The organism is Kitasatospora sp. NPDC050463, assembly GCF_040655255.1.
Taxonomy (GTDB): Bacteria; Actinomycetota; Actinomycetes; order Streptomycetales; family Streptomycetaceae; genus Kitasatospora.
In genome coordinates, this window is sequence record NZ_JBFAJO010000049.1 from 41385 (window position 1) to 67470 (window position 26086).

Annotated in this window: 22 protein-coding genes; 10 read left to right on the forward strand and 12 right to left on the reverse strand. The window is 74.6% G+C overall.

The annotated features are described in order from the left end of the window. Positions 1-26 precede the first annotated feature (26 nt). Positions 27-623: a TetR/AcrR family transcriptional regulator gene (locus tag AB0J08_RS27285; protein WP_360639702.1), complete on the reverse strand. Its 597-nt coding sequence runs from the start codon at positions 621-623 to the stop codon at positions 27-29. A 118-nt stretch (positions 624-741) separates the two neighbouring features. Here AB0J08_RS27285 and AB0J08_RS27290 point away from each other — a divergent pair, with 118 nt between their 5' ends. After that, positions 742-1215: a DUF4267 domain-containing protein gene (locus AB0J08_RS27290; protein WP_360639705.1), complete on the forward strand. Its 474-nt coding sequence runs from the start codon at positions 742-744 to the stop codon at positions 1213-1215. 91 nt (positions 1216-1306) lie between these two features. Here AB0J08_RS27290 and AB0J08_RS27295 read toward each other — a convergent pair whose 3' ends face one another. Next, on the reverse strand, positions 1307-2425 hold the full coding sequence (locus tag AB0J08_RS27295) for a PLP-dependent cysteine synthase family protein (RefSeq protein ID WP_360639708.1): 1119 nt from the start codon (positions 2423-2425) through the stop codon (positions 1307-1309). Between the two features lie 165 nt (positions 2426-2590). Further along, a complete protein-coding gene (locus AB0J08_RS27300; protein WP_360639763.1) occupies positions 2591-3772 on the reverse strand; it encodes an ROK family protein in 1182 nt (393 codons plus the stop codon). A gap of 200 nt (positions 3773-3972) precedes the next feature. On the opposite strand from AB0J08_RS27300, the gene AB0J08_RS27305 reads away from it, so the two are divergent. Both AB0J08_RS27305 and AB0J08_RS27310 read left to right on the forward strand, forming a co-directional pair. Further along, positions 3973-5178: an MFS transporter gene (locus AB0J08_RS27305; RefSeq protein WP_360639767.1), complete on the forward strand. Its 1206-nt coding sequence runs from the start codon at positions 3973-3975 to the stop codon at positions 5176-5178. A 218-nt stretch (positions 5179-5396) separates the two neighbouring features. Continuing rightward, positions 5397-5972, forward strand: a complete 576-nt coding sequence (locus AB0J08_RS27310) for a HutD family protein (protein ID WP_360639711.1) — start codon at positions 5397-5399, stop codon at positions 5970-5972. 158 nt (positions 5973-6130) lie between these two features. Here AB0J08_RS27310 and AB0J08_RS27315 read toward each other — a convergent pair whose 3' ends face one another. Beyond that, entirely contained in the window at positions 6131-7096 is a 966-nt protein-coding gene (locus AB0J08_RS27315; protein WP_360639714.1) for an alpha/beta fold hydrolase, read from the reverse strand. Positions 7097-7210: 114 nt separating this feature from the next. Between AB0J08_RS27315 and AB0J08_RS27320 the strand changes: the two genes are divergently transcribed. Beyond that, positions 7211-8488: a helix-turn-helix domain-containing protein gene (locus AB0J08_RS27320; protein WP_360639717.1), complete on the forward strand. Its 1278-nt coding sequence runs from the start codon at positions 7211-7213 to the stop codon at positions 8486-8488. 85 nt (positions 8489-8573) lie between these two features. On the opposite strand, the gene AB0J08_RS27325 is transcribed toward AB0J08_RS27320, so the two are convergent. Further along, positions 8574-9332 carry a DapH/DapD/GlmU-related protein gene (locus tag AB0J08_RS27325; RefSeq protein WP_360639720.1) on the reverse strand — a complete coding sequence of 253 codons (759 nt, stop codon included), beginning with the start codon at positions 9330-9332 and terminating at the stop codon, positions 8574-8576. A 120-nt stretch (positions 9333-9452) separates the two neighbouring features. Between AB0J08_RS27325 and AB0J08_RS27330 the strand changes: the two genes are divergently transcribed. Continuing rightward, on the forward strand, positions 9453-10253 hold the full coding sequence (locus AB0J08_RS27330; RefSeq protein ID WP_360639723.1) for a maleylpyruvate isomerase N-terminal domain-containing protein: 801 nt from the start codon (positions 9453-9455) through the stop codon (positions 10251-10253). Between the two features lie 42 nt (positions 10254-10295). Here AB0J08_RS27330 and AB0J08_RS27335 read toward each other — a convergent pair whose 3' ends face one another. Beyond that, positions 10296-11069 carry an enoyl-CoA hydratase family protein gene (locus AB0J08_RS27335; RefSeq protein WP_360639726.1) on the reverse strand — a complete coding sequence of 258 codons (774 nt, stop codon included), beginning with the start codon at positions 11067-11069 and terminating at the stop codon, positions 10296-10298. Between the two features lie 222 nt (positions 11070-11291). Here AB0J08_RS27335 and AB0J08_RS27340 point away from each other — a divergent pair, with 222 nt between their 5' ends. Both AB0J08_RS27340 and AB0J08_RS27345 read left to right on the forward strand, forming a co-directional pair. Further along, positions 11292-12089: an ATP-grasp domain-containing protein gene (locus AB0J08_RS27340; RefSeq protein WP_360639729.1), complete on the forward strand. Its 798-nt coding sequence runs from the start codon at positions 11292-11294 to the stop codon at positions 12087-12089. Between the two features lie 58 nt (positions 12090-12147). Beyond that, positions 12148-12573 carry a RidA family protein gene (locus tag AB0J08_RS27345; protein ID WP_360639732.1) on the forward strand — a complete coding sequence of 142 codons (426 nt, stop codon included), beginning with the start codon at positions 12148-12150 and terminating at the stop codon, positions 12571-12573. A 41-nt stretch (positions 12574-12614) separates the two neighbouring features. On the opposite strand, the gene AB0J08_RS27350 is transcribed toward AB0J08_RS27345, so the two are convergent. Further along, complete coding sequence (locus AB0J08_RS27350; protein ID WP_360639735.1) at positions 12615-14027, reverse strand: MFS transporter; 1413 nt, start codon at positions 14025-14027, stop codon at positions 12615-12617. A gap of 82 nt (positions 14028-14109) precedes the next feature. On the opposite strand from AB0J08_RS27350, the gene AB0J08_RS27355 reads away from it, so the two are divergent. Together AB0J08_RS27355 and AB0J08_RS27360 are read left to right on the forward strand one after the other, a co-directional pair. Further along, positions 14110-15102 carry an ArsR family transcriptional regulator gene (locus tag AB0J08_RS27355; protein WP_360639738.1) on the forward strand — a complete coding sequence of 331 codons (993 nt, stop codon included), beginning with the start codon at positions 14110-14112 and terminating at the stop codon, positions 15100-15102. Positions 15103-15330: 228 nt separating this feature from the next. Continuing rightward, positions 15331-17634, forward strand: coding sequence for a glycosyl hydrolase family 18 protein (locus tag AB0J08_RS27360; RefSeq protein WP_360639741.1), 2304 nt, complete (start codon positions 15331-15333; stop codon positions 17632-17634). A gap of 188 nt (positions 17635-17822) precedes the next feature. Here AB0J08_RS27360 and AB0J08_RS27365 read toward each other — a convergent pair whose 3' ends face one another. Continuing rightward, the gene (locus AB0J08_RS27365) at positions 17823-19013 is read right to left on the reverse strand and encodes a geranylgeranyl reductase family protein (protein ID WP_360639771.1); all 1191 of its coding nucleotides are present in this window, start codon (positions 19011-19013) and stop codon (positions 17823-17825) included. Positions 19014-19271: 258 nt separating this feature from the next. Between AB0J08_RS27365 and AB0J08_RS27370 the strand changes: the two genes are divergently transcribed. Beyond that, positions 19272-20636: a dipeptidase gene (locus AB0J08_RS27370; RefSeq protein WP_360639744.1), complete on the forward strand. Its 1365-nt coding sequence runs from the start codon at positions 19272-19274 to the stop codon at positions 20634-20636. A 69-nt stretch (positions 20637-20705) separates the two neighbouring features. On the opposite strand, the gene AB0J08_RS27375 is transcribed toward AB0J08_RS27370, so the two are convergent. From AB0J08_RS27375 to AB0J08_RS27390, 4 genes are all read right to left on the reverse strand, one after another. Further along, positions 20706-21515, reverse strand: coding sequence for a DUF4184 family protein (locus AB0J08_RS27375; RefSeq protein ID WP_360639747.1), 810 nt, complete (start codon positions 21513-21515; stop codon positions 20706-20708). Positions 21516-21542: 27 nt separating this feature from the next. After that, positions 21543-22610 (reverse strand): NUDIX domain-containing protein, encoded by a 1068-nt coding sequence (locus AB0J08_RS27380; protein ID WP_360639750.1) that lies wholly within the window; start codon positions 22608-22610, stop codon positions 21543-21545. A gap of 547 nt (positions 22611-23157) precedes the next feature. Beyond that, positions 23158-24054: a C40 family peptidase gene (locus AB0J08_RS27385; protein ID WP_360639753.1), complete on the reverse strand. Its 897-nt coding sequence runs from the start codon at positions 24052-24054 to the stop codon at positions 23158-23160. 317 nt (positions 24055-24371) lie between these two features. Next, on the reverse strand, positions 24372-25793 hold the full coding sequence (locus tag AB0J08_RS27390; RefSeq protein ID WP_360639756.1) for an acyl-CoA synthetase: 1422 nt from the start codon (positions 25791-25793) through the stop codon (positions 24372-24374). Positions 25794-26086: the final 293 nt, after the last annotated feature.

Here is a 26086-nt window from a genome sequence, read left to right on the forward strand (position 1 = left end):
TGTCCATGCCGGTCGGCGGTACGGGCTCAGCGGCGCTCCGGGGCCGCCTCCTTCCCCAGCATCCGCTCCACCAGCAGCTCCAGGCGGTACTCCGCGTGGTCCGGTCGGAGCCGGCCGCTCCGACCGAGGGTGGCCAGGCCGTGCAGGGCCGCCCAGACCACCTCCGTGAAGGGCTCCGGATCCTCGGCCCCGGCCACCTCGGCCACCGGTCCGGCGAGGGCTGCGAAACCTTCCTTCAGCGCGGCGGGTGAGTCCGGGCGCCCGAACGGCAGGTCCGTCGCCAGGGTGAACATGGCGTCGTAGAGCGCCGGATTGGCCGCCGCGAACGCCAGGTAGCGGCCCGCGACGGCACGGAAGGCCTCGACCGGCCCGGCCTCCTCCCGGGTGGCCGCCCGCAGGTCTGCGGCGAGCTCCGCGAAGCCCTCCAGCGCGACGGCGGCCACGATCGCGTCCTTGCCGGCGAAGTGGCTGTAGAGCACGGGCTGGCTGTACTCGATCCGCTCGGCCAGTCGACGGGTCGTCACCGCCTCCCACCCCTCGGCCTCCGCCAGCTCACGGGCGATTCGGATGATCAGCTGATGCCGCTCGGCGCGTTCGCGCTCGCGGCGCTCCTGGATTGCCATGACATCGATCCTAGCAGCGCTAGACAGTCGAGCACTGAACGCGCTAGCTTCGTTCTCGTTCCTAGCGGCGCTAGCAGTCAGTTCAGCGCAAGCCTCACGGTTCCAAGGGGGATTCACCATGTCCGGCACCAGCACCGCAGCCACCGCCCGCACGTCCGCCGTCCCGGCCGCCGGCTCCGTCCGACGGCGGATCGCCACCGTCCTGACCGTGCTGATCGCGCTCGGCATCGGCTACGTGGGCGTCAGCTACCTGTTCGCCCCGGAGAGCACCGCCTCCGGCTTCGGCCTGCCCGAGTGGCCGCGCGGCGAGGCCGCCGAGTTCCTCTCCACCAAGGGCATCCGGGATCTCGCCTCGGGCATCGCCCCGCTCGTCCTGCTCGCCACCGGCCAGCGGCGGGCCCTCGGCTGGCTGCTGCTGGTGGACGCGCTCATCCCGCTGGACGACGCCGTCACCCTGCTGACCCACCACGGCTCAGTGGCCACCGCCTTCGGCGTCCACGGCGCGGCGGCCGTCGTCGTCGCGGTGACCGCCGCCCTGTTGCTGACCGAGCGCCGGACCGCCCCGCACGCCCTGACCGCCCGACCCGCCTGACCTGCCCGACCCGCCTGACCGCCCACGACACGGAGCCCGGTGCCGGAAGCGGCACCGGGCCGTGAACGGTCGGCCTTCGGCGCGAGCCGGGTCAGCCGACCCAGGCCGCGCCGGCCAGGAACGCCTCCAGGTGGGCGCGGTAGGGCGCGAGGTCGATCCGCTCACCGGCCAGCCAGTCGTCCGAGTAGTACTTGTCGAGGTACCGGTCGCCCGGGTCGCAGATCAGGGTGACCACGCTGCCCCGCTCCCCCGCCGCCCGCATCTCGGCGACGATCTTCAGCGCGCTCCACAGCCCCGTCCCGGTGGACGCGCCGGCCTTCTTGCCGAGCATCTGCTCCAGCACCCGCACGGCGGCGACCGAGGCGGCGTCCGGCACCTTCATCATCCGGTCGATCGCCCCGGGTACGAAGCTCGGCTCCATCCGGGGCCGCCCGATCCCCTCGATCCGCGACCCGCTCTCGCAGACCGCGTCCGGATCGTGGCCGACCCAGCCGTCGAAGAAGCAGGAGTTCTCCGGATCGGCGACGCAGATCCGGGTGTCGTGCTGCATGTAGTGCACGTACCGGGCGATGGTCGCCGAGGTGCCGCCCGTCCCGGCCGTGGCGACGATCCAGGCGGGCTCGGGGTGCGGCTCCAGGCGCAGCTGAGCGAACATCGACTCGGCGATGTTGTTGTTGCCCCGCCAGTCGGTGGCCCGCTCGGCGTAGGTGAACTGGTCCATGTAGTGGCCGCCGGTCTCCTCGGCGAGCCGGGCGGAGGCCGCGTACACCTCGTCGGAGCGCTCGACCAGGTGGCACTCGCCGCCGTGGAACTCGATCAGGTCGATCTTGGCCTGGCTGGTGGACTTGGCCATCACGGCGATGAACGGCACGCCGATCAGCTGGGCGAAGTAGGCCTCGGAGACGGCGGTGGAGCCGCTGGACGCCTCGATCACCGGCTTGCCGGGGCGGATCCAGCCGTTGCAGAGCCCGTACAGGAAGAGCGAGCGGGCCAGCCGGTGCTTCAACGAGCCGGTGGGGTGGGTGGATTCGTCCTTGAGGTACAGGTCGATGCCCCAGTCGACGGGGAGCGGGAAGCGGAGCAGGTGGGTGTCGGCCGAGCGGTTGGCGTCGGCGTGGACCTTGCGCACCGCTTCCTTGAGCCAGCCCCGGTAGGCCGCGTCGGAGCGGTCCACATCGTCGGTCCGTTCGGCGCTCAGCTGGGCACCCATGGTCACTCTCCTCGCTCGAACCCCCCGGTTGCTCACTACGAGTATATGAGAGTCACGATAAGTGACGGTTTTCGCAGCCCCAGCTTCCGCTTATCCGCGGGTCGGGCGCTCACCACAGCTCTCAACGGCCCTCGGCGGACCGCCCCGGCCGGCACCCCCGCGCGGCTACGCCCCCGCCTGCACCGACTGCGGGTCGGCCAGATACGGCCGCCAGGCCAGCTCGGCCGCGCCCGCCAGCGCGCTGTGCGCCAGCTCGGCGCCGACGATCGGCACCCGACCGCTGCGCCCCCAGAGGCTGCGCTCGGCGACCACCGCGCGCAGCCGGTCCGGTGCGGCCTCCAGCAGGTCCAGGTGCAGACCGCTGAGCACCACCCGGTCCGGGTTGAGGATGTTGGCGACACCGGCCAGCCCGAGGCCGAGCCGGTCGATGACGTGCTCGACGGCCGCCCGCGCCCGCTCGTCGGTGGCGGCGGCGCGGCAGAGCTCGCGGGCCTGGTCGAGCAGCGGACGGTCCGGCCCGGGGGTGAGCCCGGCCGCGGCGAACAGCGCGTCCGGGTCGGTCTCGGAGTTGAGGCAGCCCCGGTTGCCGCACTGGCAGGGGCGGCCCTGCGGGTCGACGGTGAGGTGGCCGACCTCCAGCGCGAGCCCGGCGCTGCCGGTGTGCAGCCGACCGTCGATCACCAGGGCGCCACCGACGCCGCGGTGACCGGAGGTGACCAGCAGCAGGTGGCGGGCGCCCCGGCCGGCGCCGTGCCGGTACTCGGCGAGGGCGGCCAGGTTGGCGTCGTTGGCGATGGAGGTGGGCAGCGGGTCGAGCGCGAGCGGTCCGTTGTCCGCGCGGCCGACCTCGACGTCGTACAGGTCGGCGACGGGCGTGCCGCTGGGCCAGGCGAAGTGCAGGGCGGCGAGCGCGGTGCCGTCCGGCTCGGTGACGGGGTTGGGCAGCGCGAGGGCGGCGCCGAGGCAGCGGCGACCGCTGTGGCGGGCCAGTTCGGCGCCGGCCTCGGCGACGGCGCGCAGCATCCGGACCGGGTCGGTGGCGGCGGGCAGCGGCCGGTGCACCGGCGGTTCGAGCAGTCCGCCGAGCCCGGCGAGGGTGACGCTCAGTCCGTCGGCGTGGATCTGGCCGGCGATCACGACCGGGCCTGCGGGGTCGATGGCCAGCCGGTGCGACGGGCGGCCCCGGCCGCCGCCGGCCGGCCTGGAGTCGACGGTGATCAGGCCGAGCGCCTCCAGCTCCGCGGTGACCGCGCCGGCCGTGGCCCGGGTGACGTCCAGCGCGCGGGTGAGCGCCGAACGGGTCGGGGTCTGACCGGTGTGGATGAGCGAGAGCGCCGGGCCGAGCAGCGTGCGGCCGCGATCGGGGGCCGAGCGGCGGTGGGCGTCGCGCTGGGCGTCGTGATCGACCGCGGAGCCGGGCTTCGGACTTGATGGAGTGAGCTGCACACCCCTATTGTTACTTTGTGCCGCTCCGAAACAAAATCCGCGTCCATGACCGAACCGACCGGCCGTCCCCCCAGTCTCGCAGCACTCCGGGTGCGTCCGACATCTCTTGGAGTGCCGCGCGGCTCGCGCTCACCGCTTTCTTCGCCGTCGACGGCTTCCTCTTCGCCGCCTGGGTGGTCCGCATCCCGGACATCCGCAGCCAGGTCAGCGCCTCCCACAGCGCGCTCGGGCTCGCGCTGCTCTCCGTCTCGGCCGGCGCCGTCGCCACCATGCCCCTGGTCGGCCGGCTCTGCCTCCGCTACGGCTCGCGGCCCGTCACCGTCGGCTCGCTGGCTCTGCTCGCCCTCGCCGTCCCGCTGCCCGCGCACGCCCACTCGGTGGCGGCGCTCGGCGGTGTCCTGCTGCTCTTCGGGGCGGGGTACGGCGGCGCCAACGTCGCGATGAACAGTGCCGCCGTCGACCTGGTGGCCCAGCTCCGGCGTCCCGTGATGCCCAGCTTCCACGCCGGGTACAGCCTCGGCGGCCTGGTCGGCGCGGGCGTCGGCGGACTGCTCGCCGGCACCCTGACCACCGCGTGGGCCCTGGGCCTGAGCGGCCTGCTGGGCCTGGCCGTCACGGTGGGCGCCGGCGTCGTCCTGCTCCGCGGCCCGGCCGCACCGGTCGTCGCACCCGGCCGCCCGGCCGCCCCGTCCGCCACCTCCTCCGACGCCACCTCCCCCGCCTCGAACGCCCCCTCCTCCGCCGCGCGCACGGCGGCGGCCCGGGTGCCGCACGCCCGGCTGCTCGTCCTGCTGCTCGGCCTCACCGCACTCTGCTGCGCCTACGGCGAGGGCGCCATCGCGGACTGGACCACCCTGCACCTCACCGACGACGTCCACGCCAGTGCCGGCACCGCCGCCGCCGCCTACGCCGCGTACGCCTTCGCGATGACCAGCGGCCGGGTCGGTGGCACCTGGCTCTCCATCAGGCTGGGGCAGACCCGGGTGATGGTCTTCGGCGGCCTCACCGCCGCGGCCGGCATGCTGCTCGCCGCCCTCGCGCCGTCGGTCCCGCTCGCGCTGACCGGGTTCGTGCTGGTCGGTCTCGGCCTGGCCAACATCTTCCCGCTGGCCATCGCCCGGGCCGGCGCCACCGGCGGCCCGCAGGGCGTCGCCCTCGCCTCCACCCTCGGCTACGGCGGCATGCTGATCGGCCCACCGGTGATCGGGTTCCTCGCCGACGCCGTCGGCCTCCCGCTCGCGCTCACCACGGTCGCCTTCGCCGCCGTGCTCGCCGCACTCCTCCCCCTCACCGCCCGCAGCCGCTGACGACCCGCGTACCCCGTCGAGCACCCCGTCCCGATCCGACGGGTGTCACACCCGTCGGCGCCCGACCGGCGACGCCCCCGGGCCGATGCCCGGGCGCCACCGACCCGTTCCGCGCCGGGCCCCGCCCGCCGCCTCTCCCGTCCGCCTACCGCGCCGGGTGCGCCGGATCGAAGTGGTCCTGCTCCGCGGCCCGCCCGACGCCGTGGCAGGATGCCGCCATGACGACGAGCGGGCGGATCCAGGTACTGCGGGCGGGTGAGCGCCCGGCGACGGCGTGGCTCAACGGGGGCGGGGTGACCAGGGAGGTCGCCGGGTCCCCCGCCGGGGCGGGGCTGGACGCCTTCGACTGGCGGGTCAGCCTCGCCGACGTCGCCACCGCCGGTCCGTTCTCCGCGTTCCCCGGTGTCGACCGGGTGATCACCCTGGTCGACGGCCCGGGCATGGCCCTGACCGTCGACGGTGTCGAGCACCTCGTCGACACCCCGTTCCGCCCGTTCGCGTTCTCCGGCGAGGCCGACACCGGGTGCCGGCTGCTCGACGGTCCGGTGGTGGACTTCAACGTGATGACCCGGCGCGGGCGCACCACCGCCGAACTCGCGCTGGCCACCGGACCGCGCGCGGTGGACGTCCCGGCCGGCGGTACCGTCCTGCTGGTCTGCCTGGCCGGCGGCGCCGTCGTCGCCGACACCGCCCTGGACCGCTTCGACGCCGCCCTGCTGGACGGGCCCGGCCCGTACGAGCTGCGGCCCGACGGCGTGACCGCCACCGTCACCTTCCGCACGCCGCCCGCCTGACACCACTCCCGTTCACCCGCCACCGCACCTGCCCGGCAGCGCGCTTCGCCCGACAGGACGCCGCACCCGGCAGCACGCCGCGCCCGCCGGAACACCGCTGCACGGGAAGTCGGACCCGCCGACTTCCCGTGCAGCCCCCGGCCATCGGCGACCGGATGTCAGCCGCAGTACACCGGGGACGCGTGGGCCGGATCGAGTGCGTTGGCGACCAGGTGCAGCGCGGTCGGCGAGAACGCGATGGCCACGTGCTCGGCGAGCGAGAGCGGGCAACGGTCCTGCAGGACAACGTTGTTCACGTTCGCCCCGCCGAGGAACTGCGTCCGGTACGGCGTGACGACCTCGTCGTACACGGTCGCGATCACCGTGTAGGTGACGCCGGGCACGGTGTCCGCCGCCGTGGCCATCTTCCGGTTGAAGGCGGAGTCCACCACCTGGTCCTCGCAGGCCGCGCAGACCGTGTAGATCAGATCGGCCACCCCGGGGAAGTACGGGGCGAGGTTGGCGATGCCGGAGAGCGTCGTCCCGTGATTGGAGGGCGCCAGACCGATCAACTTGTCGACCTTCGCCGCTCCCCCGAGGAACTTCACGTAGTAGTTCGGGAGCATGCCGCCCTGGGAGTGGCCGACCAGGTCGACCTTGGCCGCGCCGGTCGCACCGCGCACCAGGTCCACGAAGCGGCCGAGCTGGGCGGCGGACTCGGCGGCCGGGCCGAGGCCGCCGATCGGCAGCAGCAGACCGCTGCCGGAGGAGGTGACGCCGGGGACCATGCCGTAGTCCAGGGCGAAGACGCAGTAGCCCTGGCTCTTCAGCAGCGGCGAGAGCGCGAGCCAGTTCTCGTAGCGGTTGGCGAAGGTGCCGTGCACCAGGACCACCGGGTTGGGGTGCGCCGCCGTCGGCTTGCAGGACCAGTCGTTGGCCCCCGGCGGCGAGGCCACCGAGTCACCGTCCGGGGGCAGTTGAGCCGCCGGGCCGGACGCGGTGGGGGTCGCGTCCGGTACGGCGGCGGCGTGCGCGGCGGCGGGAGCACCGGCGAGCAGCGCGCCGGCCAGCAGGGCCGAGCCGAGCGCTCCGAGGAGTCTGCGGCGCAGCGGCTCGGCGGAGTAGCGGAGAAGTGGGGTTCTCAACTGTTGCCTCCACAGCGGAAGTTTGTTACCAACAGGTAACCCGAGTGCCTCCATCATGCGGTCGCCCCTCCGACCCGGCCCTTGGGTGTCCCCCAGACCTGGACGGTGTTTTCTGTGACCGGTCACAATTCACCCGCCTGCGCCCCCGGTTGGCGGATCCCGGTGATCGGCGGAGTGCCCGCCGACCAGCGACTGCTCGGCGCCGTGCCCGCGTTGGTCGAGGCCGTCATCGCCACCCTGCTGGCGCGGGTGCCGACCTACCGCCGCCTGCCGCACGAGCAGGTGGCGGGCGAGCTCAGCCAGGTCACCGAACGCCGGATCCGCGCCCTCGCCCAGGCCGTCCGCACCGGACTGCCCGCCGACGAGGAGGAGTTCAGCTCCGTCCGGGAGGCCGCCGCCCGGCGCGCCGAGGAGGGGCTGCCGCTGGACGCCGTCCTGCTCGCGCACCACCTCGGGATGGAGGTCTGCTGGGAGCTGGTCACCCGGGACGCCCGCGACGACGACGCCGCCGACCTCCTGGTCCTCAACCGACTGCTGCTCGACCAGCTCCGTCAGGCCACCTCCGCCGCCGGGGCCGGCTACGTCGAGGAACGCCGCACCATGGCCGACGAGCAGCAGGCCGCCCGCCACGCCCTGCTCGCCGCACTGCTCGACGGCGCCCCCGCCGAGGAGACCGCCACCAGAGCCGGGATCCGGCTGCCGCCCTGCTACGCCGTCCTGTGTCTCGCCGTCGCCGACCACCCCGACGAACGGGCACCCGGCGTCGACCGGACCGTGGCGGGCCACCGCAAGCTGCGCCGGCTGCGCACCGAACTCGACCACCGCACCCGGCATTCGGCGCTCTCGGCGCTCTCCTCCTCCGGCGGGCCGGTGCTGATCCCGCTGGACCACCGGGCGGACGGCGTACCGGCCGGCGCGTGGCAGCGCCTCGCGGACACCGTGGACGGCACGGCCCGGGCCGCCGGGGTCCCCGTCCAGGCCGGGGCGGCCGTCGCCGCGCCCGCCGGGGTGGCCGCGGCCGTCGCTCTCGCGTCCGAAGTGCTGGGAGTCGCCCGGGCGTTCGGCCGCCCGCCCGGGCTGCACCGCCTGGACGACGTCCTGTTGGAGTACCAGCTCAGCCGCCCGAGCCTGGCAAGATCCCGACTCGCCTCGCTGCTCGCCCCGTTGGAGGACGGCGGCGAGCTGCTCGCCACCCTCCGCACCCACCTGGCCGGCGGCCTCAACCGCCGCCACACGGCCCGTGCCCTGCACCTGCACCCGAACACCGTCGACTACCGGCTGCGCCGGGTGGCCGTCCTCACCGGCCTCGACCCGACCCGCCCGGCCGACCTGCTCCGGATCACCGCCGCCATCGCCGCCCGGGACGCCGAGCGCGCCCAGGAGCCGGCCTGACCGGCCGCGCCCCACACCTCGTCGAACCCGCCCGCCTCACACCCCGCGCCTCACACCGATGCCCGCCTCGTCCCCAGGTCGCGCCTCACACCCCTGTCTCACCGGGGAGCCGCAGGTCCCAGCCCGCGAGGGCGCGCAGCTGGTCGGCCGTGATGCCGTCGGGGAGCGGACTGGGCGGGTCGGTGCGGAACGGCGGCTGCCAGCCCTCCTCGGCGGTCCAGCGGCGGACGATCTTCGCGGGGGCACCGGCCACCACAGCGTGGGCGGGCACCTCGCCGCGCACCACCGAGCCGGCCGCGACCACCACGTTGCGGCCGAGCCGGGCACCGGGGAGGATCACCGCGCCGGTGCCGATCCAGCTGCCGGCGCCGATCTCGATCGGCTCGTTGCGCGGCCACTGCTTGCCGATCGGCAGGTCGGTGGCCCGGTACTCGTGCGCCTGGTCGGATATGTAGACGCCGGGGCCGGTCCAGACGTCGTCGCCCAGGACGATCGACTGGTGGCCGACGATGTGGCTGTCCCGGCCGATCACGCAGCCGCCGCCGATCCGCACGATCGGCTCCGGCCCGAGGTCGAGGCCGGGCAGGAATCCCGCGCTGATGGTGACGCGCTCGCCGATGATCGAGAACGGGCCGATCGTGATCCACTGCTCGTTGAAGACCGCGCCGAGCGGGAAGGTCAGCTTCGTCCCCGCGCCCAACTCGCCGAACCGGTACAGGCCGGGGCTCTCGCTGGACACCGCGCCGACTCGCTGAACCCACGTCCAGCCCCGGTGGACGAGGCGGCCCGCGACGCGTCGGCTGCCGGCCCGGACGCCGGAGAGCAGGGAACTGGTGATCGACATGCGGGCCACGCTACCGGTCGCCCCGGCGCCGCCACCGAGGAGGCGGCCAACATCACATCCGCCCCGGCGGCCCGGCCACCGCGGGTCCGAAATCCGCGAACGGTGCCACACTCGTCGACCATGGAGATCACCGAGCACATCGACGCACTGCACCGCGAGGGTGTCCTGCTCGCCGACGCGGCCGCCCGCACCGACCTCGCCGCGCCCGTCCCCACCTGCCCCGACTGGCAGCTGCGCGACCTCGTGCTGCACACCGGCCGGGTGCACCGCTGGGCCACCGCGTACGTGCGGCACGGACACCGGGCGCCACTGGACGCCGACGGCGAGCGTGCCGCCTGGGGGCCGGAGCCGTCGGACACGACCCTGGTCGACTGGTTCCGCGCGGGCCACAGCACCCTGGTGGAGGCGCTCGCGGCGGCGCCGGCCGACCTGGAGTGCTGGAGCTTCCTGCCCGCGCCGACGCCGCAGGCGTTCTGGGCCCGCCGCCAGGCGCACGAGACGGCGGTGCACCGCTTCGACGCCGACGCGGCCGCCGGGGCCGAGGGCCCCCGGGTGGCCACCGGCCTGGCACTGGACGGGATCGACGAGCTGCTGCGCGGGTTCATGTCCCGCGGCCGGGCCCGGGTGCGCAGCGAGCGGCCGCGCACCGTCCTGGTCCGGGCCACCGACGCCGCGCCCGGCGACGGGCCGGGCGACTGGCTGCTCACCATCAGCCAGGAGCCACTCGCCGTCGCCCGCCGCGACAGCGCGGCCGACGAGGCCGCGGGCCCGGTCGACCTCACGCTCGACGGGCCGGCCCGCGACCTCTACCTGCTGCTCTGGAACCGGCTGCCGGCTGAGCAGGCCGGACAGGTCGAACTCACCGGTGACCGCGCCCTGCTGGACCTCTGGCGGGAGACGGCCGTCGTCCGCTGGAGCTGAGGCCGCGACGGAGTCCGGGGCCGAGTCCGCGCCCGGACGGCCTCAGCGCGCCCAGGGCGCGGGCCGCTTCTCCAGGAACGCCCGCATGCCCTGCTGCGCCTCGTCCGAACCGAACAGCCGCGCCGAGAGCCGGACCAGCTCGTCCGCGTCCCGCTCGAAGGACCGCACCACCTCGGCGTTGGCCAGCCGCTTGGACTGCGCGAGACCCTGCGGCGACCCGAGCCGCAGCGCGTCCAGCAGGCCCTTCAGCGCGGTGCCGGTGGACTCCGCGGAGTCCGTCGCCTCGGTGATCAGGCCGATCCGGGCGGCCTCGGTGGCGTCGAAGACCTCGCCGGTCAGGTAGTAGCGGGAGGCCGCGCGCGGGTCCAGCTTGGGGCGCAGCGGCAGCGAGATGACGGCGGGTGCCAGACCGAGCCGCACCTCGGTGAACGCGAAGGTGGCGGCCGGGCCGGCCAGCGCCAGGTCGGCCGCGCCGACCAGTCCGAGGCCGCCCGCCCGGACGTGCCCGTCGATCACCGCGATCACCGGCTTCGCGCAGTCCACGATGGCCCGCTGGAGGTCCACCAGGCCGCGCGGGCCGACCGTCGGGTCCGTGCCGGTCGCCTCGGAGAGGTCCGCGCCGGCGCAGAACACCCTGCCGGTGTGGCCGAGCACCACCGCGCGCACGTCCGGGTCGGCCGCGGCGGCGGCCAGGCCGGCGGTCAGCTCGGCCATCAGCCGGGTGGAGAGCGCATTGCGGTTGTGCGGCGAGTCGAGCGTCAGGGTGGTGACGGCATCGGTGGTGGCGACACGGACGAAGGGCACTTCGCGGGTCATCGGTGCGGGCCTGCTTTCCGGCTGAGGGTGGGTCGGATTGCGCGGCGTCCGCCCCGGGCCCGGTCCGGCCGATCGTGCCGGACCGGACCTGATCGGACGGCGCCCGGACGACTCTGACACGCCCACCCGCCGCTCGGCCAGAGCCACCCGCCGCGAAACCCGTCACCCCTTCGCCCGGAAAACCGGTGGTCGGCCCGCCGCCCGCCACGGGAGCATCGGACCATGACCACCGACGCCGTCCTGCTGCTCACACCCCGGATCAACGACACCGGCCTGCAGCTGCGCACCGCCGCCGGCCACCGCGGCCTGCGCACGCACACCGCGACCGCCTGGCGCGCCCCGGAGGAGCTGCTCGGTTCGCCGGTGCACCTCTACGGCGGCCCGCTGTTCGCCGACGCGGTCGGCGGCGCGTTCGGCCTGGCCCTGCTGCAGCCACCGGACGACTTCGCGGCCGGCCTTCCGGCCGAGCTGACCGGCCGGCGGCTCGCCCTCACCACGCTGGCCGAGGCCCGCCGGCTGCGCCGCCCGATGTTCCTCAAGCCGCCGGGCGACAAGCTGTTCCCCGCCAAGGTCTACCCGGACGGGTCCGGCCTGCCCGGTCCGGACGCGCTGGACGACGACACCCCGGTGCTGACGAGCGAGGTGGTGCGGTTCCACCGCGAGTACCGGCTGTTCGTCCTGGACGGCGAGGTGCGCGCCGCCTCGCGCTACGCGGTGGACGGTGACCTGGACGTCGCACCGCTCGACGAGGACCCGTACCACGCCGAGGTGACCGCCTTCGCCGCGGACGTGCTGGCCGCCTCGGCCGCGGTGCTGCCGAGCGCCGTCGTGATCGACGTCGGCCCGCTGGACGGCGACCGCTGGGCGGTCGTGGAGGCCAACTCGGCCTGGGCCAGCGGCGGGTACGCCTGCGCCCCGGAGGCCGTGCTCGACGTGGTGCTGCGGGCCGGCGGACCGGCCGGCGACCTCCCGGAGACGGACCGGCGGTACTGCCGGAAGCTGCCCGAGGTGGTGCACTGACCTGCGCGGCGGCGAAAGGCGCTGGTGCGGTGATCATCCGTCGAGCACGATGGAGGGCATGACCTCCCATGCCCCGCGCCTCCCCCACCTCACCCACATCGCCGAGCCACCCGGGGTCGCCCCCGCCACCGGCTACACCCAGGTCGTCACCGGCACCGGCCGCCTGGTGGCCGTCTCCGGCCAGGTCGCGTTCGACGAGCAGCGGCGGCTGGTCGGGGTCGGCGACCCGAAGGCGCAGGCGCGGCAGGTGTTCGAGAACCTGAGCCGCTGCCTGGCCGCCGCCGGCGCCGGCTTCGCCGACGTCATCAAGCTGACCTACTTCGTCACCGACATCGCGTTCATGCCCGCCGTGCGGGAGGCCCGGGACGAGTACGTCGGCTCCACGCCGCTCCCGGCCAGTTCGGCGATGCAGGTCGCCGCGCTGTTCCTGCCCGAGGTGCTGATCGAGATCGAGGCGCTCGCCCTGGTTCCCGCACGGCCCTGACCGGTCCGGCCGCCGTGGCCGCCCCGGTTTCCAACCCCCGGCTACCCTCCGGTGGCCCGGCCCTGACGCCGGGCCCACCGGACGGCGGGGCCCATGGCCAGGCCCGCCGCGGCGAGCAGCACGCCGAGGGCGACCCAGCCGAACAGACCCCATCCGACGACGGCGGTGCTGACCACGGCCGGCCCGATCATCAGCGAGGCGGCCGACCCGGCGTTGTACACGCCCTGGTAGGCGCCGTGGTCGCGCTCGCCGGCCAGGTCGTAGCTGAGTGCCCACCCGCCGGCCTGGCTCAGCACCTCGCCGAACGCCTGGAGCGCCACCCCGGCGAGCACCACCACGGCGGCGACGGCGGCGGGCAGGCCGTGGGCGAGGGCGAGCACCAGGCAGGAGGCGGCGAGGATCAACCCGGCCCGGCCGCAGACCCGGGCGGCCGTTGCCGGATCCTCGGTGCCCCGGGTGGCCCGGACCTGCAGGGTGATCACCAGCAGGGTGTTGACGATCAGGGTGCCGGCCACCGTGATCCGGGGCGCCTCGGTGTGCTGGACGACCCAGAGCGGCACGCCGACCTCCAGCATCGCGAACTGCAGGCAGAGCAGCGCGTTCAGCACCGTCACCACCAGGAAGGGCCCGTCCCGCAGGGCGGGGTTGCGCCGCCGGGCGGCCTGCCCGGCCGGACCGCCTCCGGCCGGACCGCTCTCCCCGGCCGTCGGAGCCGGCGCCGGCCCTGCCGACGACGCCGTCCGAACCGACGCCGGGGCGGCCAGCCGGTGGAACAGCACCGCGACCACCAGGTAGGAGACGGCATCGACCAGGATCGCCGTCAGATAGGCCGGCCGGCTGTCCACCTGGAGTGCGACGGCGCCGAGCGCCGTCCCCAGGCACATGCCGACGTTGGTCACCACCCGCAGGTAGGCCCGGCCCGCCACCCGGCGGTCGGCGGGCAGCACCTCGGCATAGAGCGCGTTGCGCACGGCGGCCGCGCCGCGGTCGACGGCGCTCACCACGCAGGCCAGCGCCAGGAAGGCCGGGTAACTGTGCACCAGGGCGTAGCCGGCGGTGGCCACCGCGTTCAGCGCGATCAGCACCACCAGCACCGGCCGCGCACCCCAGCGGTCGGCGGCCCGCCCGGCCGGCACGCTGGCGACGACTCCGCAGAGACCGGCGGCGGTGAGCCCGAACCCGAGCTGGGCGGCGCTCAGCCCGAGGACGCGGGTGAAGAAGAGCACGCCGACGGCGAGCGAGAGCCCGCTGCCGACGGTGTTGACGAGGGTGATTCCGGCGAGCCGGCGCACCATCGGGTCGGGGTGCAGCAGCCGCCGGCCCCGGGCGGGGCCGTCTGCGGGCTGACCGGCGCCGGTGGGGCCGACCGACTCGACGGGGTCGTGCGGATCCGAGGAGCCGGGCGGGCCGGCGGCAGGCGAAGGCGCGGCGGTTCGCGCCGGTGGGGTGGTCATGTCCCCGATCCCACCGCGTTCCCGCCGCCCGCAGTACTGATTTAGGCTCTGCCTCAAAGCAGCTGGGCAGGCGGGGGAAGAGATGCACCGATTCAGGCTGGACCTCGCCGATCTCGCCACCACCTGGTTCGCCTGCTCACCGATCCAGGAGGCCGCGCTCAGCCTGCGGATGTGGACCCACCCGGGCGCCTACCCGCTGCAGTCCGCCGCCTTCGAGCGGCTGCGCCCGAGCTTCGAGCGGCTCGACTCCACACTGCTGCTCTCGCTGGTCGCCGCCAACCGGTGGATCCCCGACTTCCTGACGCCCCGCCCGCCCGGCCCCGGGCCCGACTTCCGTGCCGAGCTGGCCGTGGTCCGGGCGCTGCCACCCGAGCAGCTGCGCCCCGAGCTGGAGCGGACCTTCCTGCCGCACGGCTGGCCGCTGCCCACCCCGTTGGCGGCCGGGCTCACCGATCCGGCCCGGTTGCTGGCCCGGATCGCCGACGCGGTGGAGGAGTACTGGGAGGTCTGCCTGGCTCCCGCCTGGTGGCCGCAGGCCCGCGCCGTCCTGGAGGCGGACCTCGTGTACCGGGCGCGGGTGCTGGCCCAGCAGGGCGCCGCGGCGCTCTTCGCCGATCTGGACCACCGGCTGCACTGGGCGGACGGCGTGCTCTCGATCAACCGCCGCTGGACGGACTGGGACGGCGAGATCACCGTGGACGGCCGCGGGCTGGTCCTGGTCCCGACGTTCTTCGCCCGCGGCGCGATCACGATGATCAGCAACGACCTTCCACCACAGATCAGTTACCCGGCGCGCGGCCGGGCGGGGATGGCCGGGCCGGCCGCGCCGGTCACCGCGCGCGACCTGGAGCTGCTGCTCGGCGCACCGAAGGCCCGACTGCTGGCGCTGCTCGCCGAACCGGCCTCCACCACCGACCTGGCCTACCGCCTGGGCGTCACCCCGGGCGCCGTCAGCCAGCACCTGGCGGTGCTGCACCGGACCGGCCTGGTCACCCGGGCCCGGCACGGCCGTTCGGTGCTCTACCACCGCAGCCCGCTCGGCGACGAGCTGACCGGCAGTCCGCGTCGCGGGTAACGGCACGCAGCGGCTAGCGGCAGGCCGGGGTAGCGGCACATCGCGACTGGCTGCCCCGGCCAACTCCCCAGTGGTACAGACCTGTTGACGCATTGGTCCAGTCCTCCTACAGTGCCCATGCCCCGTCTCCCCACGGCGCGGGCACCGATCGGCCACGCACCACCGGCCAGGCACCACCCGTACGGTTCTACGTCACCCTGTCCAACCCCCACAGTCACAGGGAGAACCATGTCCGCTCGACCCCGGGCCCGACACCCGCGAGCGCGCAGCAGACTGCTGACGCTGCTCTCCGCCCTGCTCCTGCCGCTGGCCGCGCTCACCGCACTGGCCACCCCGGCGAACGCGGCCGGCAAGCTGACCGCCACCTTCACCACCGCCGACAACGGCTCCTGGTGGAAGGGCACCTACATCGTCCGCAACGACAACGCCGCCGCCGTCTCCGGCTGGACGCTGGAGTTCGACCTGCCGGCCGGCGTGACCGTCCAGAGCAGTTACAACGGCACCGCGACGACCACCGGCCGCCACGTCACCGCCACCAACGCCTTCTACAACGCGAGCGTCCCCGCACACGGCACCACCGAGCCGTACAGCTTCTGGTTCGTCGCCAACGGTCCGATCGGCACCCCGACCGGCTGCCGGATCAACGGCGACAAGTGCGACGGGAGTTCGGACGTCCCGCCGTCCGCGCCCGGTACCCCGGTGGTCACCGGGTCGACCGCGCACAGCCTGGCACTGAAGTGGCCGGCCGCCACCGGCGGAGACTTCCCGGTCGCCTCCTACGACGTACTGAACGGCCCCACCGTGCTGGCCACGAGCACCACCACCGACACCGTGGTCACCGGGCTCACCCCGGCCACCTCGTACACCCTGGCGGTGCGCGCCAAGGACACCCGGGGCAACACCGGCCCGCTGAGCGCGCTCGTCACGGCCACCACCTTCGACCCGGCGACCGATCCCGTCCCGCCCACCGCGCCCACCGACCTGCGCGCCACGGCGGTGACGTCCACCGACGTGACCCTGGCCTGGAACGCCGCCACCGACAATCTGCGGGTGGCGGCGTACGACGTCTACCAGGGCACCGCGCTGGTCCGGACGGTGACCGGCGCCACCCTGACCGCCACCGTCAACGGGCTCTCGCCGTCGACGGGTTACACCTTCACGGTGAAGGCCCGGGACGGCGCCGACAACACCTCGCCCGCCTCCGCGCCGCTCGCCGTCACCACCTCGGACCTGGTCGGAGCCGGAAAGTACGCCCGGGTCGGCTACTTCACCCAGTGGGGCATCTACGGCCGCCAGTACTTCGTCAAGAACCTCGACACCTCCGGCAGCGCGGCCAAGCTCGACGTCATCAACTACGCCTTCGAGAACATCGATCCGGTCAATCTGACCTGCCTGGCGGGCGTGACCAAGGGCACCACGGCCAACCCGCAGGACCCGGACCAGGGCACCGGCGCGGGCGACGCCGACGCCGACTACGCCCGCCCGATGAGCGCGGCGCAGTCCGTGGACGGCGTGGCCGACGACGGCTGGGGCAAACTGCGCGGCAACTTCAACCAGTTGAAGAAGCTCAAGGCCAAGTACCCCAACCTGAAGGTGGTCGTCTCGCTCGGCGGCTGGACGTACTCCAGGTACTTCTCGGACGCGGCCGCCACCGACGCCTCCCGGCAGAGGTTCGTCAAGTCCTGCGTCGACGTCTGGATCAAGGGCAACCTACCGCTCTACAACGGCGCCGGCGGTGACGGCGTGGCGGCGGGGATCTTCGACGGCATCGACCTGGACTGGGAGTGGCCCGGCTCCGCCGACGGCCACGCCGGCAACCACTACAGCGCCGCCGACAAGGAGAACCTGACGCTGCTGCTCGCCGAGTTCCGCAAGCAGCTCGACGTGCTCGGCGGCTCCCACAAGCTGCTGACCGCCTTCACCCCGGCCGACCCGGTGAAGATCAACCAAGGCTGGGACCTCTCGAAGATCTTCAACTACCTGGACATCGCCAACGTCCAGGGCTACGACTTCCACGGCGCCGGCAGCGACAACTCGTGGGAGCCCGACCGGGCCGGCCACCAGGCCAACCTCTACGCCGACGGCCAGGACCCGTACCCCTTCCACTTCAGCGTGGACGCGGCGGTCCAGGCCTACCTCTCCGCCGGGGTCAACCCGCGCAAGCTCACCATCGGCTTCCCGTTCTACGGGCGCGGCTGGCAGGGCGTGGCGGACGGCGGGGCGGCGGGCGAGTGGCAGAGCGCGACCGGGGCGGCGCCCGGCCAGTTCGCCGAGGAGGCCGGCACCCGCGGGTACCACAACCTGATCACCACCTTCCCCGACCTCACCGTCCACCACGACACCCAGTCCATCGCCACCTACGGCTACACCGGTGCGGGCGGGCAGTGGTGGACCTTCGACGACGCCTGGTCGATCGGCCGGAAGACGACTTACCTGAAGTCGAAGAACCTGCTCGGAGCGATGATCTGGGAGATGACCGGCGACACCCCGAACGGCGCCCTCATCACGGCGCTCGACACCGGGCTGAAGTGAGCGCCGCGGAAACGAGCGCCCCCGAAACGAGCGCCACGGTGGCCCCAGCGCCGCGGTGGGCCCGAGGCTGAGGTGAGCCCAGGGCTGATGTGAGCCCGGGGCCAGCCTCGCCACCGACCCGACCACCGGCCCCGTCCGACCGAGGTGGCTCCCGCGGACCGACCGCCGCCCGCGGGAGCCACCGCCCGCTACCGCGAGGCGAGCGAGGTCAGCTTCCGGGCCGCCCGGTACTGGCGCAGCACCTGGGCGAAGGTGGTGTGCCCCTGGGTGGTCCGGGCGAACGCCCGCCAGGCCGGGGCGACCAGGCACACCGCCGCGTGGAACAGGTACGGGCGGCGCTCGAAGGCGGCCAGCATCAGCTTGCCGGCCCGCATCTCCACGCCCAGCCCGGCCTTGATGGCGAACGCGTAGTTCAGCGCCTCGCGGCGGACCTCGGCCGCGTTGCCCGCCTCGGCCACCTTGACCGCCCACTCCCCGGCCAGCCGACCCGAGCGCAGCGCGTACGAGATGCCCTCGCGGGTCCACGGCTCCAGCAGGCCGGCCGCGTCGCCGGCGACCAGCACCCGGCCGCGCGAGAGCGGCGAGTCCTCGGCCCGGCAGCGGGTCAGGTGCCCGGACTCCACGCTCGGCGGGAAGCCCGCCAACCCGAGCCGCCGGATGTAGTCGGCCAGGTACTGCTTGGTCCGCTCGCCGTCGCCGCGCGCCGAGATGACGCCGACGGTCAGGCTGTTCGACTCCGTCTTCGGGAACACCCAGCCGTAACTGCCGGGCAGCGGACCCCAGTCGAGGTGGATCCGGCCGGCCCAGTCCGCCGCGACCTCCGCCGGCACGGGGATCTCCGCCTCCAGGCCGAGGTCGATCTGGTCGAAGGAGACGCCGACGTGCCGGCCGATCCGACTGGCGCTGCCGTCGGCGCCGACCACCGCCCGCGCTTCGAAGGTGCGCCCGTCGGCGGAGGTGACGACGGCCGTACGGTGCTCGCCGCCGCGCTGCTCGACCCCGGTGACGGTCACTCCGGTGACCAGCACCGCCCCCGCCTGCTTGGCCGCCTGCACCAGGCGCAGGTCGAACTCGTCGCGGTTGACCAGCCCGAACAGCATCCGCTTGGAGCGCCGCGTCCGGGTGAACCGGCCGCCGTACGCGAAGGTGACGGCGTGCACCCGGTCCTGCAGCGGTAGCCGGAAGCCCGGCGGCAGGCTGTCCCGGGAGGGGCCGATGATGCCACCGCCACAGGTCTTGTACCGGGGGTGCTCGGCCTTGTCGAGCAGCAGCACGCGGCGGCCCTGGGCGGCGGCGGCCTGCGCGGCCGAGGCGCCGGCCGGTCCGGCGCCGACCACAACGACGTCCCAGACGCCGTCGAGCGGGTCGGGCCCGTCCAGCGGCGGGGCGGGCTGCGGCTCGGACGGCTGTCCGGGCGCCTCGGCGTCGAGCGGGCTACGGGAATCGGAGCTTCCGGAGTCAGTCACGTCGAGCAATCCTATGCGTCCTCCGCGGCCGTCGTCCGTCGCGCCGCCCCGAACGCCCGCCCGACCCTCGGAGCCGCCCGTTCGATTCAGCCTATGATCGACATATCCCCCTGTCAGCACCGTCCACCCGGACCACCTCCGGGCCGGACCGATCACCTCCGGAGCATCCCGATGCCGCAGCAGCCCCTGGCCGACGCCGTCCGGTCCCTGATGGACCGTGCCCGCACCGATCTCGCCGAACTGGTCGCCTTCCGCTCGGTCGCCGACCCGCGCCAGTTCCCGGTCGAGGAGTGCCACGGCGCCGCCCGGTGGACCGCCGACGCCTTCGCCGCCGAGGGCCTGACGAACGTGCAGCTGCTGGACACCCCCGACGGCACCCAGGCCGTCTACGCCGAACTGCCCGGCCCCGTGGGCGCGCCGACCGTGCTGCTCTACTCGCACTACGACGTGCAGCCTCCGCTCGACGAGGACGCCTGGCTGAGTCCGGCATTCGAGCTGACGGAGCGCGACGGCCGCTGGTACGGGCGCGGCGCGGCCGACTGCAAGGGCAACATCCTGATGCACCTGACGGCCCTGCGGGCGCTGCGCCAGGTGGACGGCGGCTACCCGGTCGCGCTGAAGATCATCGTCGAGGGTTCCGAGGAGCAGGGCACCGGCGGCCTGGAGCAGTACGCCGAGGCGCACCCCGAGCTGCTCGCCGCCGACGTCATCGTCATCGGCGACACCGGTAACTTCACCGCCGGACTGCCCACCGTCACGGCCACGCTGCGCGGTATGACGATGGTCGAGGTCTCGCTCACCACGCTGGCCGGCAACCTGCACTCGGGCGCCTTCGGCGGCGCCGCCCCGGACGCCCTGCAGGGCCTGGTCCGGATGCTGGCCTCGCTGCACGACGAGCACGGCGACGTCGCGGTGGCCGGTCTGGCCGGCGGCCAGACCTGGCCCGGCGTGCAGTACTCCGAGGAGCAGTTCCGCGCCGACGCCAAGGTGCTGGACGGCGTGGCGCTGACCGGAACCGGCACCGTCGCGGACCGGCTCTGGGCCCGCCCGGCCGTCACCGTCCACGGCATCGACGCCCCGCCGGTGATCGGCGCCACCTCCTCCGTCCAGGCCGCCGCCAAGGCGCTGGTCAGCCTGCGGGTGCCGCCGGGCGCCGACGCCGTCGCCGCCCAGGACGCGCTGATCGCCCACCTGGAGGCGCAGGCGCCGGTCGGCGCCCTGGTCCGGATCGAACGGCAGGGCGCCGGCGAACCGTTCAAGGCGGACACCTCCGGCCCGGCGTACGAGGCGATGGGCGCGGCGATGGCCGAGGCCTTCGGCACGCCGATGGTCGCCTCCGGCGAGGGCGGCTCGATCCCGCTCTGCAGCACCCTGCAGTCGCTCTACCCGCAGGCCGAGATCGTGCTGATCGGCGTCGAGGAGCCGACCACCCAGATCCACGCGGTCAACGAGAGCGTCGACCCGCTGGAGCTGGAGCGGATGGCGCTGACCGAGGCCCTCTTCCTGCGGCGGTACGCCGAGCTGCGCTCCGCCTGAACCGGCCGGCTCGACCGGGGCCACCGGCCCGGTGCCGCGCTCCCGGTGTGACGGCCGTCGGTACCGCCGTCACACCGGGAGCCGCTCGGCCGACCGCTCCCGACCGTTCGCCCGGCGCCCGCGCCGGCCGGCCACCCGCGCCGCGGCCGCGTGCACCAGCGCGTACCCGACGGCGCCGACCGTGAGGCCCGCGCCGGCCCCGAAGCAGAACTCCGGGATCAGGTTCCGCCGCAGCGGCACGAGCCGGTGCGCCACCCCGGCCGCCGTCGCCGCGCCGAGCGCCGCGACGGCGACCCGCCGGGCCCCGGCCGGGAGCGCCGCAGCCGGCCGGACCGGCTCCACCGCGCGGGCCGCCCGCGCCAGGTGCCCGGCCAACGCCGCCAGGGCCAGTGCCGAACTTCCGTACTGCAGCACGGTGTACAGCGGCAGCCCGGCGACCGTCCGGTCCAGCACCGGCACCAGGGCGACGCCCCACCGGCCCTCGTGGGTGAAGGCGTCCCAGCCGACATGGGTGGCCGCGCCCAGCGCCGCCGAGCCGGCGAACCAGGCCGCGCTCGCGCCACCGCCCCGCCGGACCGTCAGAGCGTGCGCCGCGCCGGCCCACCGCTCGGGGAGCAGGGCCAGCAGCGGCGCGCGCAGCAGCCCGTGCCACCCGGCGACCAGCACGCCCGCGATCGCCACGTCCACGGTGGGCACCGCCCACCAACGGTGGGTCGTGCCGCCCTGTCCGTAGACGCCGGGCAGCAGCGACTCCAGGAAGAACGGCACATCGGGCGCCATCGACCCGGCGACCAGCGCCGAGGCGACCAGCGGCCCGCGCGCCCCCGCCACTCGCAGCAGGGGCAGGACGGCGGCCGGATGGCTCAGTGTGAACGGCATGTCCTCATCCTGCCGCCCCCGGACCGGCTACGCCGCGTCGGCCGCCCGAGCCAGGCCCTGCCCGGCCCGCCGCCCGGCCTCCAGGTAGCGCAGCTCGCCGCTGCGGCGGGCGTCCAGCGCGGCGGCGAGCCGCCGGTACCGGCCCGGAGGCAGCAGGCCGGCGGCCTCGTCCAGGCTGACGAAGCGCCAGCCGCGCAGCTCCTCCTGCTGGAGCAGCAGGCTCTGCCGGGCGGCGGCGTCCAGCAGGCCGCCGTCGTAGACCAGCCGCAGGCCGCCGCGGCGCGGGCCGGTGCGCGGCTCCCAGTCGACGGCGAGCAGGCGCAGCGCGCCCGGGTCGAGCCGCAGGCCGAGCTCCTCGGCGGTCTCCCGCAGGGCGGCGTCGGTCGGCGCCTCGCCGCGCTCGACCACCCCGCCGGGGAACTCCCAGTCCGGCTTGTAGACCGGATCCACGAGCAGGACCCGGTCCTGCTCGTCGAAGAACAGGACGGCGGAGGCCACCGTGTCCCCGGTCGGGTCCGGGGTCTGGACGATCGGGCAGCGGGCCGAGCCCTCCCGGACGAGCTGGGCGAGCCGGGCGGCGGTCTCCCGCGGGGTCAGCTCGCCGTTGTCGACCATCCGGGCGTCCTCGATGAGCCATCTGCGGGCGGCCCGGTAGCGCGGGAGGTGCTCCAGGCACCACTGCCGGACGCGCGCGCTGCGCTCGGGATCGCCAGGGCACTCGTCCCGCTGAGTGATGCGCGCACGCAGGATCGTTTCTTCGGGGTCCAGGACGAGGTGGTGCACCGTGATCCCGTTCGAGGCGAGCGAGCCGAAGATCTCGTCCCGGTAGTCCTCCCGGAGCAGCGTCATCGGGACCACCAGCGGACCCGGCACCTCGCCGAGCAGAGCGGCGGCCGTCTCGGGGACGAGCCGGCGCCAGGCCGGGAGGTCCTGGAAGTCGGACACCGCGGCCAGCCGGTCGGCGGGCAGGAGGTTCCGCAGCCCGAACCCGACCAGCTCGGGGTCGAACAGGGTGCTCCCCGGCAGCAGCTCCACCAGCTCACGGCAGGCAGTCGTCTTGCCCGCCCCGAATGTGCCATTGACCCAGACGATCACAACGTCCCCTGCCCCTCGACTTCCCCCGATGCCATTCGCACCGGGCAGCGCCCCCGTCAGCCGAACCAGCGCCACCCGAGGTGGTACCCCCGCCGCGCCGGTCCCCATGCCTCCGTACCGGGCCCGGCCGCCGAAGCCGGCCACGCCCCGTGACAGGGGCATGTGCCCAGGCCAGACACCCCGCACCACGGTACGCGCGCCCGTCCGGGCGCCGGTCCACGCGCCCCTGATCACCGGCGGGCACCCACCTTACGCGCGCCCCATTCCACACCTCTCGCGCCCCCACCCGCCCCAGGGCTCCCAGTCCCGACAAAGCGACAAAGTGCCAAATCCCTGAAGTACTGAAGGACCGAGCCCCCAAAGGTCCGAAGCGACGAAACTCCCCGCCGACAGAACGCCGAACCGACAGAACGCCGAATCTCCTGAGCGCCCGACCTCCCGGGTGCCCCTCCCCCGGACGCCCCAGGCATCCGAACGCCCGGGCCGGTCGGACGGCGGGAGGGCCGCCGTCCGACCAGCCCGGGCGTCATCCCGGCGGGCGCCGGCCTCAGGGGCGGCCCATGTGCGTCGGGTAGTAGCCGCTGCTGATCCGCGAGATGCGAATATTAATCCCGGGCCGGGCAGCCTCGACGTACTGGTTGTTGCCCAGGTAGATCGCCACGTGGTGGATGCCCCGGGCACTGCCGTCGTCCGACCAGAAGAGCAGGTCACCGCGCTGGAGCTCGCTGGCGCGGACCGGCGTGGTCGCCGCGTACTGGTCGTTGGCCACCCGCGGCAGGTCGATGCCGCCGCGCCGGAACGACTGCTGCACCAGGCCCGAGCAGTCGTACCCGTCCGGCCCGTTGCCGGCCGTCCGGAACGGCTTGCCGAGCTGGGCGAGCGCGAACTGCACCGCCGTCTCGACGTCCCCGTCGGCCGCCGGTGAGGCGGAGCCGGTGGCCGACCCGGCCGAGCCCGAGGAGGATCCGGAGGAGGAACCGCCACCCGTCCGGTCCAGGTAGACGTCGTAGTGGGTGGTCCAGCGCCACTGGCCCTGGCTGTTCTTGAACCAGTACCGCGAACCGTCCCAGCCCTGCGTGATCCCCCCCGACGAGGAGGACGAGGAGGAGGGGGCCGAGGTCGCGGCGGAGCCGCTCCCGGTCCGGGCCTGGTAGACGTCGTAGTGGGTGGTCCAGCGCCATTGACCCTGGCTGTTCTTGAACCAGTACCGCGAACCGTCCCAGCCCGCGTGGGCCGGTGCCGGCTCGGCCGCCGCGCTGCTCACGCCGGTGCCGAGGCCGATCACGCCGGCGCCGGCCGCGATCACGGCCACCATGCCTATCCCCCGGCGGACCCGCGCCGCCCGGGAGGGTCGGGCGGCACGCGCCGGCCCGTCGGTGGTGGCGGTGGTCTGCCCGGTCGGGTCGTCGGCGGCACCCGGTGCGCCGGTGTTGACGGTCGTCATCCTGCTGTCTTCCTTTGCTGAACGCGGCTCAGCTCCGCTCAGCACTGCTGACACTGCTGAACCGCGGCTGAACACTGAACGGGGAGGGCAGAGGGGTCTCCCGGCGACGTGCCGCGGCTTCCGGTCCTGCGACCGGAAGCCGTGGCGTGCCGCCCTGGGATTCAGTTCTGCCTGCGTGTCACGTTAGGCACGCGGTCGCTCACAGCGCGCAGTGGAGTGCGCCAAAGGAAGGGTTCACGGAAGGTGAGGAGAACAGCCGGAGTGACGGCCGGGGTGACGGTCGGAGAGGTGAGCGACCGTCACCGGATGACCTCCCGTCACCCGAGTGCCGACTCCGCCAACAGCTGCTTCTTCAGCACCTTTCCCATGGCGTTCCTGGGCAGTTCGGACACCAGCACCACCCGCCGGGGCCGCTTGTGCACCGAGAGCCGCTCCGCGACGAATGCCGCCAGCTGGTCCCCCGTCACCGCGCCGTCCGGGATGACGTAGGCGACCACCGCCTGCCCGAGGTCCTCGTCGGGCGCACCCACCACGGCGGCGTCCGCGACCGCCGGGTGGTCACGCAGGGCCGCCTCCACCTCGCCCGCGCCGATCCGGTAGCCACCGCTCTTGATGAGGTCCACCGAGGCTCGGCCGACGATCCGGTGGAAGCCGTCCTCGCCGATTACGGCGACGTCCCCGGTCCGGAACCAGCCGTCCGCCGTCCAGGCCTCGCCGTTGGCGTCCGGCCGGTTGAGGTACCCGGTGAACAGGGTCGGCCCGGCGACCTGCAGCTCGCCGACGCTCTCCCCGTCCTGGGGGACGGGCTCGCCGTCCTCGCCGACCAGCCTGGTCCGCACTCCCGTCAGCGGTAGCCCGACGCTGCCGGGGCGGCGCTCGCCGTCCGCCCGGGTGGAGACGGTGATCAGCGACTCGGTCATGCCGTACCGCTCGATCGGGGCGTGCCCGGTCAGCGCCGCCAGCTTCTCGAAGACCGGCACCGGCAGCGGCGCGCTGCCGGAGACCAGCAGCCGGGCGGAGGCGAGCTGCCCGGCCGCCTCCGGGTCGGCCGCCAGCCGGGACCAGACCGTCGGCACGCCGAAGTACAGGCTGGCACCGGCCGCCGCGTAGCCGGCCGGAGTGGGTCGCCCGGTGTGCACCAGCCTGCTGCCGGTCCGCAGGGCGCCGAGCACGCCGAGCACCAGACCGTGGACGTGGAAGAGCGGCAGGCCGTGCGCCAGGGTGTCCTCGGCGGTCCACCGCCAGGCCTCGGCCAGGGCGTCCAGGTCGGCGGCGACGGCGGAGCGGTGGAGCATCGCCCCCTTCGGCGCGCCGGTGGTCCCCGAGGTGTAGAGCACGAACGCGGTGGCGTCCGGCGCGGGCTCGGCGTAGGTGGTGGCGGACCGCTCCGTCAGGTCGACGGGCAGCGCCGCCACCCCGGTGTCCTGCGGCGCCGCCTCGCCGGCGGCGTGCGCGAGCAGGGCGGCACCCGAGTCGCGCAGGATGTGCGCACGCTCCTTGGGCCCGGAGTCGGGCGGCAGCGGTACCACGGGCACACCGGCCAGCAGCCCGCCGACCACGGCGGCGACGGTTTCGGCGGTGGGCCGGGCGAGCACCGCCAGCGCGGGAGCGCCGGCCACCCGGTCGGCCACCGCGGTCGCCGCGCCGAGCAGCTGCTCGCGGGAGAGCTCCCGCCCGTCGATCCGCAGCGCGTCGCCGCGGTCGCCGAAGTCGCCCTGAAGTGCCGTCAAGAGTGTCATGCGTCTGCCCTCGCCCTTGGTCGCGGTGTGGCGCCCTGTCACCGCCGGCCGTGTCGCCGCCGGTCCGGCGTCCGACTCTACGGGCCCGGCGCCGGGCACCCGCAGAGCCCGGGCGGGCGCACCGCGCCCGGGGCCGCACCGGGGAAAAGCCGCAGGGCGCGCCCGGGATGGCTCCCGGGCGCGCCCTGCGTGCGGTCCGACCGCGTCCGGTCAGCCCTTGCGGGCCTGGACCTCGCCGGTGAGCTGCGGCAGCACGGCGAAGAGGTCACCGACCACGCCGTAGTCGACCAGCT

Bases quoted from the DNA above. Each gene is read 5' to 3' on its own strand.
- AB0J08_RS27285 (WP_360639702.1), bottom strand. From the start codon at position 623: ATGGCAATCCAGGAGCGCCGCGAGCGCGAACGCGCCGAGCGGCATCAG.
- AB0J08_RS27355 (WP_360639738.1), top strand. From the start codon at position 14,110: ATGCACCGATTCAGGCTGGACCTCGCCGATCTCGCCACCACCTGGTTC.
- AB0J08_RS27295 (WP_360639708.1), bottom strand. From the start codon at position 2,425: ATGGGTGCCCAGCTGAGCGCCGAACGGACCGACGATGTGGACCGCTCC.
- AB0J08_RS27290 (WP_360639705.1), top strand. From the start codon at position 742: ATGTCCGGCACCAGCACCGCAGCCACCGCCCGCACGTCCGCCGTCCCG.
- AB0J08_RS27310 (WP_360639711.1), top strand. From the start codon at position 5,397: ATGACGACGAGCGGGCGGATCCAGGTACTGCGGGCGGGTGAGCGCCCG.
- AB0J08_RS27350 (WP_360639735.1), bottom strand. From the start codon at position 14,027: ATGACCACCCCACCGGCGCGAACCGCCGCGCCTTCGCCTGCCGCCGGC.
- AB0J08_RS27340 (WP_360639729.1), top strand. From the start codon at position 11,292: ATGACCACCGACGCCGTCCTGCTGCTCACACCCCGGATCAACGACACC.
- AB0J08_RS27325 (WP_360639720.1), bottom strand. From the start codon at position 9,332: ATGTCGATCACCAGTTCCCTGCTCTCCGGCGTCCGGGCCGGCAGCCGA.
- AB0J08_RS27345 (WP_360639732.1), top strand. From the start codon at position 12,148: ATGACCTCCCATGCCCCGCGCCTCCCCCACCTCACCCACATCGCCGAG.
- AB0J08_RS27370 (WP_360639744.1), top strand. From the start codon at position 19,272: ATGCCGCAGCAGCCCCTGGCCGACGCCGTCCGGTCCCTGATGGACCGT.
- AB0J08_RS27375 (WP_360639747.1), bottom strand. From the start codon at position 21,515: ATGCCGTTCACACTGAGCCATCCGGCCGCCGTCCTGCCCCTGCTGCGA.
- AB0J08_RS27390 (WP_360639756.1), bottom strand. From the start codon at position 25,793: ATGACACTCTTGACGGCACTTCAGGGCGACTTCGGCGACCGCGGCGAC.
- AB0J08_RS27385 (WP_360639753.1), bottom strand. From the start codon at position 24,054: ATGACGACCGTCAACACCGGCGCACCGGGTGCCGCCGACGACCCGACC.
- AB0J08_RS27360 (WP_360639741.1), top strand. From the start codon at position 15,331: ATGTCCGCTCGACCCCGGGCCCGACACCCGCGAGCGCGCAGCAGACTG.
- AB0J08_RS27330 (WP_360639723.1), top strand. From the start codon at position 9,453: ATGGAGATCACCGAGCACATCGACGCACTGCACCGCGAGGGTGTCCTG.
- AB0J08_RS27335 (WP_360639726.1), bottom strand. From the start codon at position 11,069: ATGACCCGCGAAGTGCCCTTCGTCCGTGTCGCCACCACCGATGCCGTC.